This is a genomic window from Streptomyces sp. NPDC051662 (assembly GCF_040681655.1).
Classification (GTDB): Bacteria; Actinomycetota; Actinomycetes; order Streptomycetales; family Streptomycetaceae; genus Streptomyces.
In genome coordinates, this window is sequence record NZ_JBFAZD010000026.1 from 36,362 (window position 1) to 52,803 (window position 16,442).

The 16,442-nt window shown below is 72.2% G+C and carries 13 protein-coding genes; 3 read left to right on the forward strand and 10 right to left on the reverse strand.

What is annotated here, in order from left to right; translation table 11 throughout:
* Positions 1-138: 138 nt before the first annotated feature.
* The 4 genes from AB0M67_RS32375 to AB0M67_RS32390 all read right to left on the reverse strand — a co-directional run bounded on the left by AB0M67_RS32375 (position 139) and on the right by AB0M67_RS32390 (position 6,497).
* On the reverse strand, positions 139-1,977 hold the full coding sequence (locus AB0M67_RS32375) for an ATP-binding cassette domain-containing protein (protein WP_365751124.1): 1,839 nt from the start codon (positions 1,975-1,977) through the stop codon (positions 139-141).
* Between the two features lie 128 nt (positions 1,978-2,105).
* Positions 2,106-2,870: an NUDIX domain-containing protein gene (locus tag AB0M67_RS32380; RefSeq protein WP_365751125.1), complete on the reverse strand. Its 765-nt coding sequence runs from the start codon at positions 2,868-2,870 to the stop codon at positions 2,106-2,108.
* A gap of 128 nt (positions 2,871-2,998) precedes the next feature.
* Positions 2,999-5,089 (reverse strand): glycogen debranching N-terminal domain-containing protein, encoded by a 2,091-nt coding sequence (locus tag AB0M67_RS32385; protein WP_365751126.1) that lies wholly within the window; start codon positions 5,087-5,089, stop codon positions 2,999-3,001.
* A gap of 115 nt (positions 5,090-5,204) precedes the next feature.
* The gene (locus AB0M67_RS32390) at positions 5,205-6,497 is read right to left on the reverse strand and encodes a DUF4192 domain-containing protein (RefSeq protein ID WP_365751127.1); all 1,293 of its coding nucleotides are present in this window, start codon (positions 6,495-6,497) and stop codon (positions 5,205-5,207) included.
* 110 nt (positions 6,498-6,607) lie between these two features.
* Here AB0M67_RS32390 and AB0M67_RS32395 point away from each other — a divergent pair, with 110 nt between their 5' ends.
* Together AB0M67_RS32395 and AB0M67_RS32400 are read left to right on the forward strand one after the other, a co-directional pair.
* Positions 6,608-8,779, forward strand: a complete 2,172-nt coding sequence (locus tag AB0M67_RS32395) for a RecQ family ATP-dependent DNA helicase (RefSeq protein ID WP_365751128.1) — start codon at positions 6,608-6,610, stop codon at positions 8,777-8,779.
* Between the two features lie 216 nt (positions 8,780-8,995).
* Positions 8,996-9,625 carry a hypothetical protein gene (locus AB0M67_RS32400; protein WP_365751129.1) on the forward strand — a complete coding sequence of 210 codons (630 nt, stop codon included), beginning with the start codon at positions 8,996-8,998 and terminating at the stop codon, positions 9,623-9,625.
* Positions 9,626-9,720: 95 nt separating this feature from the next.
* Here AB0M67_RS32400 and AB0M67_RS32405 read toward each other — a convergent pair whose 3' ends face one another.
* The 6 genes from AB0M67_RS32405 to AB0M67_RS32430 form a co-directional block, all read right to left on the reverse strand.
* The gene (locus AB0M67_RS32405; RefSeq protein ID WP_365751130.1) at positions 9,721-10,359 is read right to left on the reverse strand and encodes a hypothetical protein; all 639 of its coding nucleotides are present in this window, start codon (positions 10,357-10,359) and stop codon (positions 9,721-9,723) included.
* A gap of 137 nt (positions 10,360-10,496) precedes the next feature.
* Positions 10,497-11,207, reverse strand: coding sequence for a ribonuclease HII (locus AB0M67_RS32410; protein WP_365751131.1), 711 nt, complete (start codon positions 11,205-11,207; stop codon positions 10,497-10,499).
* 192 nt (positions 11,208-11,399) lie between these two features.
* Positions 11,400-13,088, reverse strand: a complete 1,689-nt coding sequence (locus tag AB0M67_RS32415; protein WP_365751132.1) for a DUF4173 domain-containing protein — start codon at positions 13,086-13,088, stop codon at positions 11,400-11,402.
* Positions 13,089-13,305: 217 nt separating this feature from the next.
* A complete protein-coding gene (locus tag AB0M67_RS32420) occupies positions 13,306-14,232 on the reverse strand; it encodes an ADP-ribosylglycohydrolase family protein (RefSeq protein ID WP_365751133.1) in 927 nt (308 codons plus the stop codon).
* A gap of 63 nt (positions 14,233-14,295) precedes the next feature.
* On the reverse strand, positions 14,296-14,955 hold the full coding sequence (locus tag AB0M67_RS32425) for a histidine phosphatase family protein (RefSeq protein ID WP_365751134.1): 660 nt from the start codon (positions 14,953-14,955) through the stop codon (positions 14,296-14,298).
* Positions 14,956-15,027: 72 nt separating this feature from the next.
* Positions 15,028-15,633 carry a YdbC family protein gene (locus AB0M67_RS32430; RefSeq protein WP_030350129.1) on the reverse strand — a complete coding sequence of 202 codons (606 nt, stop codon included), beginning with the start codon at positions 15,631-15,633 and terminating at the stop codon, positions 15,028-15,030.
* Between the two features lie 202 nt (positions 15,634-15,835).
* Between AB0M67_RS32430 and AB0M67_RS32435 the strand changes: the two genes are divergently transcribed.
* Positions 15,836-16,360, forward strand: a complete 525-nt coding sequence (locus AB0M67_RS32435; RefSeq protein WP_365751135.1) for a TerD family protein — start codon at positions 15,836-15,838, stop codon at positions 16,358-16,360.
* The last annotated feature ends 82 nt before the right edge of the window (positions 16,361-16,442 follow it).

Here is a 16,442-nt window from a genome sequence, read left to right on the forward strand (position 1 = left end):
CCGCGACCCTTGAGGTCTTTGGTGAAAAGCACACGAAAGGGTGATCGGCGCCCGCCCTTCGATTGACGCCTTATCGGAAAGAAGCGGGCGTTATCAGGGGAGTTGCGAACACCGGGAAACGGTCCGGTCGTTCCCCGGTCACCAACGGGCCCTACGGCGAAGGCCGGTGAGCAGATATGCGCAGAGCAGGGCCGAGAGCGACAACGTCAGGGCGGCGGCGACCGGTTGGGCGACGAGTCGGAACGTGGCCATCAGCCAGTGGTCGACCTGACGGGGCCAGTCCAGCCAGGCCAGCTCACGCAACCGGCCCGGGAGTCCGACGACCGAACGCGCGGACGGACCGACCAGCGCCCGCTGGATCAGCGGTACGACCAGGGTCGGTACGGCGACGACCACGGCCGCCCCGGCGGCCGTGACCCGGAAGACCCCGGCCCCCAGCAGCCCCGCCCAGGCGCAGCCGACGGTCAGTCCGGCCCAACCCGCGCTCAGCGCGAACCAGTTGCCCGGCACGGGCACGGCATCGGCGCCGTACACCAGGCGCAGCGCCCCGGCGTCGGCGGCCACGGTCAGCGACGCGAGCGCCAGCGCCGCCGCAGCGGTCACGACGAGCTTGGCGAGGAGCAGGCCGAGGCGGCGCGGAACGGTGCCCAGCGCGCCGGCGAGCGCGGGGTAGCGGAACTCGTCGCCGAACGAGTACGCGCCGAGCAGCCCCGCGCCGAGGGCCGCGGGCGGCAGGGGCAGGAGCGCGGGCCAGGCGCTGAGCAGACCGGGGAGCGGAGTCCTGCCGGTGCGGGCGAGCGGCACGGCGAGGGCCACGGACGCGACGAGAACGGCGACGGCGATCACCGCCGTGGTGCGGATCCCGAACATACGGCGGAGTTCGTAGCGCAGCGGCCGGAGCGGACTGCGCGCCGGCCCCGACGACAGCGGCGCCGGGAGCGGACCGCGGTCGTGATCCGGAGCCCCGCCGTCCGTGTACCCGCGGTCGAGGACGTCGTCGTAGCCGTACGTGTCATCGGGTTCGCGTGCGGGGTCGTAGGCGGGGGCGGGCGCGGGCAGCGGTACCGGTACGGGAGCGGCCATGGGGACCGGCGTGGGACCCGTGTCGCCGACCTCGTCGGCGAGCTGATGGACGAGGACTCCGTTGCGGAAGGCGGTCTCACCGATCTCCGGGCAGCTGCTGCCGTAGACGGTGAGCAGACTGCCCACACCGGGCTCGGAGACCACTTCGACGGAGCGCCGGCCCGCGCGGGCCTCGCGGCTGAGCGCGTCGGCGAGACGGGCGGCGTGCGGAGTCCTGACGGCGACGCGGGGACGCAGCCGGGTACGGGCGAAGGAGACCGCGTCCTGGTCGGCCACGAGCCGGCCCTCGTCGATCGTGACGACATGATCCGCGGTGCGCGCGGCCTCTTTGGCGTCCTGCGTGGTGAAGAGGACGGTGCCTCCATGGTCCGCGTGCGCCCGCAGCAGTCCGAACAGCCAGCCGCTCTCGCGGGGCGACAGATCGACGGACGGCGCGTCGAGCAGCAGGGTGTGCGGATCCCCCAACAGCGCGGAGGCGAGGCCGAGTCTGCGGTCCATGCCGAGCGAGAGCGAGCCGAGCCGTTCGTCGCGCAGACCGCCGAGGCCGACGACATCGAGGAGTTCGTCGGCGCGCGAGGCGGGCACTCCCGCGGCGGCGCAGAGCATCCGGAGCTGGCCCTTGACGGAGCGCGCGGGATGGCCGGGCACATCGCCGAGGAGCACCCCGATCTCACGTGCGGGATGGGCGATTCGATGGAGGGGGCGACCGCGGAAGTAGGTGACGCCGCGTCCTGGTTCGAGTTCGAGCATCAGCCGTAGCGCGGTGGTCTTGCCCGCGCCGGGGGCGCCGAGAAGCGCCGTGACAGAGCCGGGCCGCGCCTCGAAGGTCAGATCGTCCACGGCGGGCGGGAGATCTCGATGGGGGTTGCTGGTCAGTCCGATGGCCTGGAGCATCGCTTCTCTCGCGGGGAGGTGAGACCGCTCGGCGGCAGGGTGGTTACCGCAGCAAGATAACGCGACATGTCCGACTTGTGGCGCAGGGTGGCGCCCCCGGGTGTCAGACGTCCGGCACGTGGCCCCCGTCAGACCTCCGGGCGCAGCATCGGCGGGTTGAGTACGGTCGCCCCGCCGGCCCGGAACAACTGGGCGGGCCTACCGCCCTGCCGGGTCGTGGTGCCACCCGACGGAACGAGGAATCCGGGGGTGCCGGTCACCTTCCGGTGGAAGTTGCGTGGATCGAGCACCACGCCCCACACCGCCTCGTACACCCGGCGCAGCTCCCCGACGGTGAACTCGGACGGGCAGAACGCGGTGGCGAGCGACGAGTACTCGATCTTGGACCGAGCCCGTTCCACTCCGTCGGCGAGGATCCGGGCGTGGTCGAAGGCGAGTTGGGCGGGCTGTTCGTCCTCGCGGGCGAAACCGCCCTCCTGGTTGAGCAGCGCGTCCACCGGGGCCCAGCGGGCGCTGTTGGCGTCACCTCCGGCACGGGGCGCGGGAAGGTCGGGCGAGAGCGCCAGATGGGCCACGCTGACCACCCGCATCCGGGGATCGCGTCCGGGATCCCCGTAGGTGGCGAGCTGTTCGAGATGGGCCGCGTTGCCGGGCGCCGGGGAGACCGGGTCGTGCGCGCAGAGGCCCGTCTCCTCGGTGAGTTCACGCGCAGCGGCGCCGGCGAGGTCCTCGTCGGCCCTGACGAAACCGCCGGGCAGCGCCCACCGGCCCTGGAACGGCGGCTCCCCGCGTCTCACCACCAGCGCGCAGAGCGCGTGGCGGCGCACGGTGAGCACGACCAGGTCGACGGTGACAGCGAACGCGGGGAAGGCCGACGGGTCGTAGGGCGACATGCCGCGATCATAGTCGTCTGCCTGACGATAAACACTCCTTCCGTCACTCGCGCTCGCTACTTCTTCGCCATCTTCGTGATCTTCGCGCCCCCGGCCGGGCCGGGGGCGCGCTGCCCACCCACCAAGGCTCAGACCCCCAGTTGAAGGCCGGGGGCCGCCTCCTCGACCATGCCGAGCCCGAGCGCGCTGACGCGTAAGGAGAAGGGCTCCTCCGCCACCCTCAGCCCGGTGAGCTGTACCGCCCCGAGCGGTGCGCCACGGACCGGGCGCAGCGCGACGGTACGGGCGGGCGCGTCCGGGCGGATACCGGCGAGCGCGGTGAGCAGATGGATCCCGGAAGCCGCGGCCACGGCCGCCGGACGGCACGCCGCGGGGTGCGGTACGGGAGCACCGCCCGCGGTGCGCCGCTCCCCCGCGTACATCTCGGGGAGCCGGTGGCCGAACGCCTCCGCCGCGTCCAGCACACCCCTGAGCAGGGAGCCCGCCTCCTCGTCGTATCCGGCCGCGATCAGGCCCCCGATCGCGACGGCCGTCTCGTGGACGCGTACCGCCCCGGCGCGGTGGCCGAAGGGGTTGTGTCCGGGCTCCTTGCCGCCGAGGCCGCGCAGGCCCCACCCCGAGTCGAGGTCCGCTCCTCCGACCATGGCGACCAGCCGCTCGGTCTCCGTCGCGTCCAGCAGCCCCGGGGCCTGCTTCCCGCCGCCGAGCAGACCCACGTCCAGGAGATGGGCGACGCCGGCGCTCGCATGGGGAATCAGCCGGCCGTCGGCGCACCGCGCCGCGGCCGGGTGCCCGCCGGTCGACGCGTCCGCCCAGAACGTCCGCCGGAATCGCAGCCGCAGCGCGCCCGCCCACTCCCGCCAGCCGTCGGCCCCCGGCCGGCCGCAGGACTCCAGCAGATCGGCACCGAGCAGCGCGGCGCGATGTGCGTGGGCCTGGGTCTCGACGCGCCGGGGCCCGGTGGGGCCCGGCTCCCCCAGCAGCCCGTCGGCGCCGAGGGCGGTGCGCAGCCAGTGCAGACAGCGCTCCGCCGTGGGGAGCAGTTCGGCGAGGTCACCTTCGGGGAGCCCCCAGCGGCGCGCTTCGGCGAGGACCACGGGGAAGGCGAGCGTCGCCTCAACTCCCGTACAGCTCGGCGGCAGATGGGGCCCGGCGTCCCGCAGCGGGCCGGGGATACGCCCGAAGTCGCGTCCTGGGCCGCGGAACTGGGTGCGGGCGAGCGTACGCATCGTGCCCGCGGCCAGCCGGGTGCCGAGCGGGAGAGCCATCCGCACCGCCCAGAGCGCTTCCGCGGCCGGTGGCCCGCAGCGCCAGGGCACGCCCGCGGCCGGATGGACATCGGTGGAACCGCCCGGCCCGCGCAGCAGAAGCGCCTTGAGATCGCCGAGGCTCGCGGCGAACAGCGGGCGCACCCGGGGGTCGTCACCCTCCGCGCTCGCCTCAGGCAGGGGATTACTCGCGGTCCGGCCGGTCGGCCGCGCCGCCCGGTCCGCACGGACCCGCAGCTCGATGGTGCGGGAGGCCCCGGGTGCCAGCTCCATGTCCCAGCGGAGCAGTCCGGCAGAGGCCAGCGCGTCCTGCGGGGCCGGGTCGGCGGAGACGACGGAGTATCCGCGGTCGGCCGCGGCCCAGCGCAGCCCCGCGGCGTGGACGCTCGCCGGGAGTTCGGGGCCGGCGCGGCCGACCGCGATCGCGGCCAGCTCCGCCAGATCCGTCCCCAGAATGATCTCCACCGGGAACCGGCGGACGCCGCGGGCCGAGCTGTGCAGCGTGATGCGTTCGGTGCCGTCGGCGTCCCGCAGCCGTTCGACACTGATCTCCGGATCGGGTCCGGCGTCCGCCGGTGTACGGACCACCGCGCTGAACCGCGCGCGGTCGGCGTCCACCAGCCTGCCCTGTAACGGGAGAGGCTCCCGTCCGGCCACACGTAACAGACACCGGGAGAGGAGCCGACGGCCCGACTGGTAGAAGCCCTCAAGCCCTTGACCGGTGAGTTGGCCGTGCTCGGCCGAGACGGCGAGACACGGCAGCGCGACACACAGGAGGGCGCGGTGTACGTCGGGCAGTTCTCCGTGCGGGAGGACCCCTCTCCGTACGGTCCCGCTCCGTACGCTCCCGCTCCGTACGGTCCCGGACGGTGCGGCACGCGACGGTGCGGCCTGCGACGGGTCCCCGTTCGAGCCGCCAGGGGTGTGTGAGGGAAGGGCGGTGAGGGCCATGGGGAATCTGCTCTGCCTTCTGTGCGCTCCGGAGAGCCGCGCTGTGTGCGGCGACGCGGCTCATACGACTTCGCCACAGAGGTGAACGGCTGCCCGGGTGACCGGGTCACGGCTCTCATCGGCCGCTCCTGGTCCCGCGCCGGCCGTTACGCCCGGCCCCTCGGCTCTGCGCGGCCCGCGCACCGGACGCGGGGCCCTTGGGCGCGAGACTCTTGCGGGAGACGGGCCTGCGCACCGGACGTGGCTTGGGCCGCCCACTCGTGCCGTGCCGGCCGGCGAGCGCCCGTGCACCGCGCTCCTCGCGCAGACAGCGGCGCAGCGTCTCGGGGTCCAGTCCCTCGTTGCACGCCTGGTGGAGCAATCGCGCGAAGACGTACTGGGGATCGAGCCGCAACGCGAGCCCCAGGGCGACCCGCGCGCCGGGCTCGTCGCCGGTGGACCAGGAGACCCAGCCGGCCAGGGTCAGCGGGGCGGTCGCGTGCTCGGCGTACGGCCCGACACAGCGCCGGGACAGCGCGCGCCACAGCCGCAGGGCCGGCGCGGCCTCGGCCCCCTCCATCCACTCCGCGGCGCGGTCGCGGGTCTCCCTGTCCTGGAGTCCGAGGATGACGGTGGCCGCCTCCTCGTGGGTGATGAGCCGGTCGTCCTCGGCGTCCGTGGCTGCCGGTCCCCCACTCGGCACCTCTTTGAGCCGCCTGATCAGAGCCCGCGCCAGCCGCAGCGTGTCCTCGCCGACCCGTTCCCGGCTTCCGTCGGCCAGGATCCGGGGCACGAGCGCCGCGCCCGCGTCGTCCAGCGCCCGCTCCTGCTCCTCGGCGGCCGGCGTACGCCAGGGCTCCAGCCTGGCTTCCATCTCCCGCAGCGATCCCCGCACCTGGACACCGGCGTACGCGGCGGCCGCGGCCATCACCGACGTACCGGGCAAGGCCAGCCCGGTCCCCTCGGGCGGACAGCAGCGGACATCCGGGCAGCAGTAGGACCAGAAACGCCCGTCCGAGATACAGAGCGCCTCGTGCACGGGAACGTCGAGACTTCCGCAGGCGGTACGCAGCCGCTGCGCGAGGGGACGCAGCCGCTCCATCACCTGTCGGCCCGTCTCCCCCGCCACCGGGTCCTGGCAGAGGAAGACGACGATTCCCTCGGGACGGCCGCCGCGCCGCTCGCTGCCCTCGATCAGACACTCGGCGAGCTGATCGGCCACCGGTGGCCATTCCTTCGGCGAACGCGGGATGCCGAGCCTGAGCCGTCCTCCGAAGCGTCCCCGGTCGCCCTGAAGCGCGACCATGACAATGGAATCGGTGGGGTGGAACCCGAGCAAATACGGGAGAGCGTCGGCGAGTTCCGCGGGACTGCGCAGGGTGATCTGCTGCTCGTCGGCGGATCCGGTCGGTTCGTGGTGCGTGTTCATGGCTCGACAGTCCCGCGCCGGGCCGGATCCCGCGACCCCTGTGGATAACTTTATCCACAGGCTGGTCGGCGCATTCGCGGTTTGTCGGAGCCATCGGGTTGCATGGGGGCATGACCAACGAAGACCGCACGGCTCTCCGGGCCTCGGCCGACTCCGTACTCGCCCGCCTCGTCGGTGACACCACCGGCACCGCCCGGCTGCGCGAGGACCAGTGGCGGGCCATCGAGGCGCTCGTCGCCGACAAGCGCAGGGCGCTGGTCGTCCAGCGCACGGGGTGGGGCAAGTCGGCGGTGTATTTCGTCGCGACCTCCCTGCTGCGCGAGCTGGGCGCGGGCCCGACCGTGATCGTCTCGCCGCTGCTCGCGCTGATGCGTAATCAGGTGGACGCGGCGGCGCGTGCCGGGATCCGGGCCCGCACGATCAACTCGTCCAACGCGGAGGAGTGGGAGACCATTCAGGACGAAGTGGCCGCGGGCGATGTCGACGTCCTGCTGGTCAGTCCGGAGCGGTTGAACAATCCGGACTTCCGCGACCAGGTCCTGCCCCGGCTGTCGGCGGCCACGGGCCTGCTGGTGGTCGACGAGGCGCACTGCATCTCCGACTGGGGCCATGACTTCCGGCCCGACTACCGCCGGTTGCGCACGATGCTCGCCGAGTTGCCCGCGGGGGTTCCGGTCCTCGCCACGACCGCCACGGCGAACGCCCGGGTGACCGCGGATGTCGCCGAGCAGTTGGGGACAGGGGCGGGGACGGACGCGCTGGTGCTGCGCGGGCCGCTGGACCGGGAGAGTCTCAGCCTCCATGTCCTCAAACTGCCGGACGCGGCGCACCGGCTGGCCTGGCTCGCCGACCATCTGGGCGAGTTGCCCGGCTCCGGGATCATCTACACGCTGACGGTCGCCGCGGCCGAGGAGGTCACGGCGTATCTGCGGCAGTGCGGGCACACGGTCGCCTCGTACACCGGCCGCACCGAGAACGCAGACCGGCAGCAGGCCGAGGACGATCTGCTGGCGAACAGGGTCAAGGCCCTGGTCGCCACGTCCGCGCTGGGTATGGGGTTCGACAAACCGGACCTCGGATTCGTGGTGCATCTCGGTTCGCCCTCCTCCCCCATCGCCTACTACCAGCAGGTGGGGCGTGCGGGCCGTGGGGTGGAGCATGCCGAGGTGCTGCTGCTGCCCGGCCGGGAGGACGAGGCGATCTGGAAGTACTTCGCCTCGGTCGCCTTTCCGCCCGAGGAGCTGGTCAGGCGCACGCTCGACGTGCTGGGCCGGGCGGACCGGCCGCTGTCGCTGCCTGCCCTGGAGCCGCTGGTCGAGCTGCGGCGTACGCGGCTGGAGACGATGCTCAAGGTCCTCGATGTGGACGGGGCGGTGCACCGGGTGAAGGGCGGCTGGACCTCCACCGGCCGGCCATGGGTGTACGACACCGAGCGGTACGCCTGGGTGGCGCGCCAGCGGGAGGCCGAGCAACAGGCCATGCGCGACTACGCGTCGGCCACCGCGTGCCGGATGGAGTTCCTGCGGCGCCAGTTGGACGATGAGGAGGCGGTCCCCTGCGGACGGTGCGACAACTGCGCGGGGGCGCGGTTCGAGGACAAGGTGACCGCCGCCGCCCTCGACGCGGCGCGCGGCGAGCTGGGCAGGCCGGGCGTCGAGGTCGAGCCCAGGAAGATGTGGCCGACCGGGCTCACCGCCGTCGGCGTCGATCTCAAGGGCCGTATCCCGCAGGGCGAGCAGTACTTCCCGGGCCGGGCGCTGGGGCGGCTGTCGGACATCGGCTGGGGCAACCGGCTGCGGCCGATGCTCTCGGCGCAGGCACACGACGGGCCGGTACCGGACGATGTGGTGACCGCCGTGGTGAGTGTGCTCGCCGACTGGGCGAAGGGGCCGGGCGGTTGGGCCTCCGGTGAGCCCGAGGCGCCGCCCCGGCCCGTCGGGGTGGTCACCGTGGCGTCGCACGGCAGGCCCCAGCTCGTGGGTTCGCTCGGCAGCCGGATCGCGGAGGTCGGCAGGATGCCGCTGCTCGGCACGGTCGCGTACGCGCCGGGGTCGGGCGACTCACGGATCTCCCGCACCAACAGCGCACAGCGCGTACGGGCGCTGCACGAGACGCTGACCGTACCGGCCGAGCTGGCCGAGGCGTTGGTCTCCGCGGGCGGCCCCGTGCTGCTCGTCGATGACCTCTCGGACAGTGGCTGGACGCTCGCGGTGGCGGCGCGGCTGCTGCGCAGGGCCGGTGCGGAGGGAGTGTTTCCGCTGGTCCTCGCCGTTCAGACGTGACATGGAGCTGTACCAGTGGCGAGTTCAGGCGGGGATATGGCAGTCATATCCCCGCATTGCGGACGACGACGTCAATTGCTCGTTGCCGCACGCCGATACGCCAGCGAGAATTGGAACCGCCCCCGCACGGCCCCACGCGGCCTCCCAAGGCCGTGCCGCCGCGCCGCCCCCATTCGACCCAGCCCGCACTGTGGGCGCGTATGCGAAGGGAGGAACGTGACCTTCGGATTCGCTCCGTCCGCAGCCACTTCGGTCAGTACACCCGCCGATTCCGCCAGCCGTCTCGCGAGAATGCTCGAACCCGCCGAATGGGCAGAGGCGGGCATACCGCTGCTGCGCAACCCCCGTGAGGTGGTCAGCGGTCTGCACAGCAGGCACCGGCCGATCCCGTCGACCGCCGTCGTGGCCGTACTCGACCATGAGGAAAGGCTCGCCGCCAGCGCCTCGTTCGCACCGCGTGCCGCGCCGGTCGACGGCTGGGAGTTCCGTAACGCGCTGCTGGCGCATCTGCGCCGCGTCATCCCGCACGACCTGCGCCGCCGTACGCCGGTACGCACCGCCGTCCTGCTCTACTGCCGTGAGGGCGACGAACGTTGGACGGAGGAGGACGGGGCCTGGATGTGGGGGCTGCGGGACGCCTGCACCCTCCATGGGCTGCGCTGTGGCGCGTACATCACGCTGACCCGCGGTGGCTGGCAGGTGCTGGGCGAAGGCCGCGGTGGCCGACGGCCCAACTCCGAGTCCCCACCGACCGCTCTGGCCGAGACACTGGCCGATCCGGAAGCGTCGCCCGTCCATGGTGGCGGCGGAGCGGCGGAGGTACTGCGCCGCACAGCTGCCCGTTGAGCAGCCGGGCGGCCGCCGCCCGCCAGGCACGTCACAGCGGCCCGGCCGCCCCCTGAACGGGCAGCCGGGTCACGGCCGGACCGGCGTCGTACGACTCAGACGCCCGCGCCCAGCACGGTGTTGATCCGCTTCGAGTCACCGCACACCACGAGCAGTGCGGCGGCTCGCTCCCTGGCCAGGGGAAGCACCCGAGCGACGGCGTCGTCACCGCCCCCGTTGACGGCGACGACCACGACAGGCCGCGACTGAGCACGGGCCGCCGCGCCGCCGTCCGCGAAGAACACGTCCTCCCGGGCGTCGTGCTGAGCCCAGTAGGCGGCTTCGCCGAAGGACAGCTCGTGGGTGGCCCACGGGTGCTGTTCCCCGGTGGTGAGCACCAGGATGTCGCCCGGCGCCCGCCCCGAGTCGAGCAGCAGATCGACCGCCTCCTCGGCGGCATCGAGCGCACCGCCGGCCGGAGCCGGAATCAGCTGGATCTGAGGGACGGAAGGGATGGTGGCGCCGGAAGCCTGGGACTGTCCGGCGGAGTTGTGCGAGCGCTGCGCCGGCGGCGCGGGCCTCGCGGGACCGGGGCCCGGACGTCCGGGCCGCGGCGTCGTCGCGGAGCGCGGCCCGGGGACGGGACGCGGACCGGGTACAGGACGAGGGGTCGGCGCGGTACGGCCGGTGGCCGGAGTGGCGCTGGCACCCTGGGCTCTCTCGTGAATCTGAGGCTCCTGAGGGATGAGAGGCATGACTGGATGTCTATCAAACACCGGTGCGAAAAGCATCGGCAGGTGGGGATATTTGTACCCATGTCTGCGGGCGCGAGCCACACAGACCCAAGGTTCACCGGAAGTTCCGGAAGACGGACCTTCCAGAAATCGGCGGTTCAGAAGTCGAAGCCGAGCTGGCCCCCGCTTTCCATAGCCGCGGCCTCCGCGGAGACCCGGACCTTCTTGAGGTGCCGCCACTGGGGCAGCGCGTCAAGATAAGCCCACGAGAGCCGGTGGTGCGGTGTGGGCCCCCACTCCTCCAGTGCCGCTTTGTGCACCGGTGAGGGGTAGCCCGCGTTGGCGCCGAACGCGTAGGGAACGTACTCCTCGGCCGCCGCGCCGAGTTCGGCCATCATGGCGTCCCTGCGCACCTTGGCGAGTACCGAAGCGGCAGCCACCGAGACACAGGACTGGTCGCCCTTGATGACCGTACGCACCAGCCAGGATCCTCCGAGATAGTCGTGCTTGCCGTCGAGGATCACCGCGTCGGGCCGTACCGGCAGCGCCTCCAGGGCGCGTACGGCGGCGAGCCTGAGCGCCGCGGTCATCCCGAGGGCGTCGATCTCCTCCGGGGAGGCGTGTCCCAGCGCGTGCGAGGTGACCCACCCCTCCAGCTCATCGGCAAGCTCCGTACGGCGCTTGGGGGTGATCAGCTTGGAGTCGGTGAGGCCGGCCGGAGGTCTGCGCAACCCCGTGACGGCCGCGCATACCGTGACCGGACCGGCCCACGCTCCGCGCCCGACCTCGTCGACGCCGGCGATGATCCTGGCTTCGGTGGTGGCGCGCAGCGAGCGCTCAACGGTGTGCGTGGGTGGTTCGTACGGCATGGCACCAGCAAGGTTACGCCGCGCGGACGTCGCGCGACAGACCGGGTACCGGCCGTGGTGTTCGCCCGTGACATCGGGACGCCGGGTACGGGATGGCCGACCGGGCACGGGACGCCGAGCACGGGACGTCCGGCCGGGTGCGGAACGTCGGGTACGAGACGTCCGGAGGGGACGTCCCGTACCCACTGACGTTCACGGCCTGTCGAGTTCGCGCCCCAGCCCGTAGCAGGTGGAGGACGCGTCGATCTCCCGCGTCGCCACGATCTCGCGGGCCCTGCTCTCCGACCAGCTCGTCGCGTACCAGGGCTCGGACGCGTCCCCCAGATTCCGGTCGATACCGGCCAGGGCACACGAACGCAGCGGCTCGGGCAGCCGGTCGAGCGCCGGCGCGGCATCGGCCGAGAGCTCCTGGAAGTACTCGATGTCGATTTTGTGCGAACGCTCGTACCGTTGCACGTTCCGCTCCGCGACGAGCGCGTCCGGCGAGATCAGACCGTAGGCGAGCACGGCGGCACCCGCGCTCGCGGCGACGGCGCGCGGCAGCCACCGTCCGCCGAGCGCCCCGGCCACCAGGATCAGGACGATCACCACACCGAGCCACAGCTCCACCGCCGCCACCGAGACACGCAGGCGGGTGAGCCCGTAGGCGTCCACATACAGATCCATCCGACGCAGCGCCGCGGCGACCACGACGAGGGTCAGCGCACAGAGGACGCCGAGCACGGCCCGGACGAGGGTGGCGTCACCGGCTCCGTCACGCGGGGCCCATCGCCGTGCGAGCCCGATCACGAGAAGGACGAGCAGGGTGGCCCAGAGCAACTGCCAGAAGCCCTGGCGGGCGTACTCCGCGTAGGTCAGACCGGTCTCCCGCAGGACCTTGTCGTATCCGCCGAAGAGCACGGCGAGCTGGATGGCGATGAAGGCCGCGAACAGCAGGTTGAGGACGATGAGCGGAAGCGCCCACTCCATCCGGCCACGGGCCCGCCCGGGGCGTACGGTGATCCGGTCCCAGCGCAGCGGCGCGGCGGCGGTGTGGGCGGCGGCGAGCGCGCCGACGAGCCCGATCGCGAACAGCAGGAGCCGCCAAGGCCCGTCGCCGACCGAGACGTCGGGGCTCAACCGGCCGAGCAGATCGGCGAACGCCGCGTCCGCGTTCGCGAAGAGGGTGCCGAACACGATCAGCAGTACGGCCGCGACCCCGACGGCGCGGACGACCGGCATCAAGCGACCGCGCGATCCTCCGGCGCGCGCCCGCAGACCGTGCCACCCCCAGAGCGTGCCGGTTCCGAGGGAACCGAGCAGACCCAGCGGGCCGAACACGACCCCAGGCCAGGTACGGCAGCCGTGCAGGGCGAGCGAGCCGAGTGCCAGCGCGGAGACGACCGCGAGGAAGGTCGGCAGCCCGGCGTCCCGCAGGACGGGGACGGCGAGCAGAGCGATACCGCCGAGAGCCCAGACCAGTGTCCAGGCGCGCGGCCGACGGCCCGCGGCCCCCGCCGCGAAGTGGGCGGCGAGCGCCGCGGGAACCGCCACGATCAGCAGATTCAGGCCGAGTCCGTCACCCAGCAGCAGGGCGCTGAGCAGGGCTGACGCCAGGACCGACCAGAGGGTGGCGACACGGATCGGGGCAGCGGCGCGTGGCTGGATCTCGGTGAGCCAGCGGGGCGGTTCGGTGCGCTGCGGCTGCCACTGCTGCCAGTCGGGCGGGGGCGGCGCGGCCTGACGCTGCTTGCTGAGTACGGGCCCGTCGGAGGTCCGACGGGCGCTGTCCCCCGGCCCTCGCGCGCCACCCTGCCTCTGGCTACCGGCCCGCTCTCGCCCCTGCCCCGGCCCCTGCTCCCGTTCTCCGTCGGATCTCTGCGTTCTGCCCGAATCTGTCACGGGACCCCCTCCCCGGCCGGGTCCCTTCGCGGCAGCGGAGTGGCGCGTGCGGCCCGGCGTCTTGTCGGCGCACGCCCCTCGAAGATCATCGGGGGCGGCGTGGCCGACAGAGTAGCCGCGTACTTCCGCCCCTCCCCGTTTCCGGGGGCAGGTGTGGCAGGACCGTGACAACTACAGCCGTGACGACTACCGCGAGGACAACTACTCGCTATGACGACTACAGCGGCGCCGACAGCCAGCCCGGCAGTACCTCCGTCCGCTCCAGCCAACCCGCCGGCGGCGCCCCGGTACTCGCCGCGGAGATCACTCCCCCCGCGATGGCACACGTCGTGTCCACATCGCCGCCCACCTGGGCCGTGGTCCAGAACCCCGCTTCGAAATCGCCGAGAGCCCGAGCCGCCGACCAGAGGGCGAACGGCACCGTGTCATGCGCGCTGGTACGCCGCCCGCAGCCGAGAACCGCGGCGACTGTGCCGGCGTCGTCGTAGTCCAGCATGTCCCGCGCCCGGCGCAGCCCCGCCCCGACCGCGCTGCGCGGCACCAGCGCCACCACTCCGTCGAGCAGCGCCGCCGGAGCCGGTGGCCCCGAGGGATCCGCGGCGAGAGCCGCTGCCGCCGCCACCGCCATGGCGCCCACCACGGCCTCGCGATGCTGGTGTGTGGTGTACGCGGAGATCTCGGCCTGATGCGTGGCCTGCTCCGGATCGCCCGCGAACCAGGCACCGAGCGGCGCGATCCGCATGGCGGCCCCATTGCCCCACGAGCCCTGCCCGTTGAACAGCGCGGCGGCCAGTTCACGCCAGTCGCCGCCCTCCCTGATCAACCGGAGCATGCGGTTCACGGCCGGGCCGTAGCCTCGGTCGAAGTCATGGTGTTCGGCGAAGGACCGGGCCAGCGCGTCCTGGTCGATCCGGTGATGCGCGGCCAGTACGGCCAGCACGGACGCGGCCATCTCGGTGTCGTCGGTCCACTGCCAGAGCCCCGGCGGCAGCTCGCGCCGTTTCAGCATCGGATAGTTCGAGGGGACGAAGAACTGGGAGCCCAGAGCGTCTCCCACGGCCAGCCCGCGCAGGCTCGCCAGGGCGCGTTCGTAGCGCGGATCGGCGGACCGGCCGGGGGTGGATCCAGGGGGTGTGGATCCCATGGACGCGGGTTCAGCGGGGGTGGAATCGGGGGGTGTGGAATCAGCGGTCATCGCATGGTCATTCTATCCAGTACGCCCGTAGGGCTCAGGGGTGCGCCAGCGCTCGAACGGCCGGTCCAGTGTGTATCTGCCGTCCGCGCCGAGCAGCAGTGTTCTGGTCTCCCCGTTGCCCGGGTTCGACAGGGATTCGAACTCCGCCACCGACCAGTGGAACCACCGCATACAGAACAACCGCATGGTCAGTCCATGGGTCACCAGCAGCACGTTCTCCGGCGAGTCGGGGGTTTCGAAGCTCCGGTGGAGGGATTCCAGGAACGCGCCGACCCGATCGTAGACATCGGCGCCCGACTCGCCCTGCGCGAACCGGTAGAAGAAGTGCCCGTACGCGTCCCGGTAGGCCTTCTGCAGCCGCACGTCCTCGCGGTCCTGCCAGTTCCCCCAGTCCTGCTCACGCAGCCGGGGCTCCTCCCGTATCCGCACCTGCTCCGGGTCGAGGCCGAACGCCGCGAACGTCTCGTGGGTGCGGCGATAGGGCGAAACGAAGACGCTGACCGGCTCCCGGCCGAACAGCTCACGCAGCCGGACACCGGTCTCCAGTGCCTGCCGCCGGCCCTTCTCCGTGAGCTTCAGGGCATGGTCGGGCTCGCGTTCGTACACCGTGTCGTCATCGTTGCCTACCGACTCGCCGTGCCGGACGAGGACGATGCGCCGTGGTCGTGCCATGCCAAGACCCTAGTGCCCCTCCCGGTGGCCGCTCCGACAGGCCATGCGCGGGCCGCGCGGTGCCGAGCGGGGTCAGACCGTCCAGGTCGATTCGAGGTCGACGACATCTCCCGCCAGCGCCGCCACATCCGCGGCCGTCTGCGCGCGCAGGGTCAGCCGCTCCACCCGTTCGACCCGGTACTTTCCGTGCTCGGCCGCCGACTGCCACATGGACAGCACTATGAACTCATGGCCGGGCGCCTCCCCGAACAGTCCCCGCACCATCCCCGGCGACCCCGCCATCGCGGGGTTCCAGACCTTCTCCTGCATCAGCGCGAAATGCTCGACCCGGTCCTCGTGCACCTTGCAGTGCGCGACCCGCACCACATCGGCGTCGGTGAAACGCGGCTCGAAACCGGTCTTCACATCGAAGCGATAGTCGAAGAGTTTGACCTGAATGTCACGGTGCGTCCCCGCCTGTGCGGCGGCGAGCCGGTCGTGTGAGCGCGCCATGAACGAGTCGTAGAACGCGCGGCTCTCCCAGAACGAGAAGACATGCGCGACGCCCGGCCTCGCTCTGCTCCATCCTCCGCTCTGTCCCCTGAACCCCGGCTCACCGAGCAACCCCGCCCATTTCCGCTGCCCGCGCTCGAAACCTCGACGGTCGGTCACGGTGCAGCGAATCCACTTGACCAGCACCGCGCCATCGTACGGCGCGGAACGTGGCATCGGTCACGCCTGTCATGGACGGGAGTAAAGACGCGGGACGGACAGCCTACGAGGCGAGTATCGGCCAAGGTGGCGTCAACTGGACTGATCGCGAGGCGGGTTGTCGGTGCCCGGGACTAGCCTTGTGTCCAAGGCTTGGAGATCCGGCCGGTTCGGAAGAGGGGGAAGACTGGTGAGCAGCCTCAGCAGAGGGGTGGAGAAGATCGAGGTCACGCTCAAGTGGGACCCCAGTCCCCTGGGCGCGCCCCCGCACGATCTCGATCTGGTCGCAGCGACGTACACCTCCGGCGGCCCGAGCGGCGCCCCCGCCTATCTGGTCCATTTCGACAGCCGTTCACCGGACGGCACGATCACGCTGAGCCGGCAGAGCCGGACGGGCCAGGGCTACGGCTCCGACGAGGAGATGACGCTGGAGCTGGTGCGGCTGGCATCGTCCTTTACCCGTGTGGTCGTGGGCGTGGTCATTCAGCAGCGCGACGGACGGCGGGTGTTCGGCGACATAGTCAATGCCTCGGCCCGCGTCCGAGAGGGATACACGGAGCTGGCCGCCCATGATTTCGCCGGGGTGGCCGGCTCCACGGCGGCGACGTTCGCGGAGTTCACCCGGGACTCCTCGGGGGCCTGGCACTTCCACCCGACGGTCCGCGGATTCGACACCGATCTCCCGTCCTTCGGCGCCCTGATGGGCGGCGCCTGACCTACGGCGGCACGGTCGGCGCCTGACCGTACAGCCCCGAGGGGCGGCGGCCGCTCGGGCCACCGCCCCTCGGGGCTTGTCG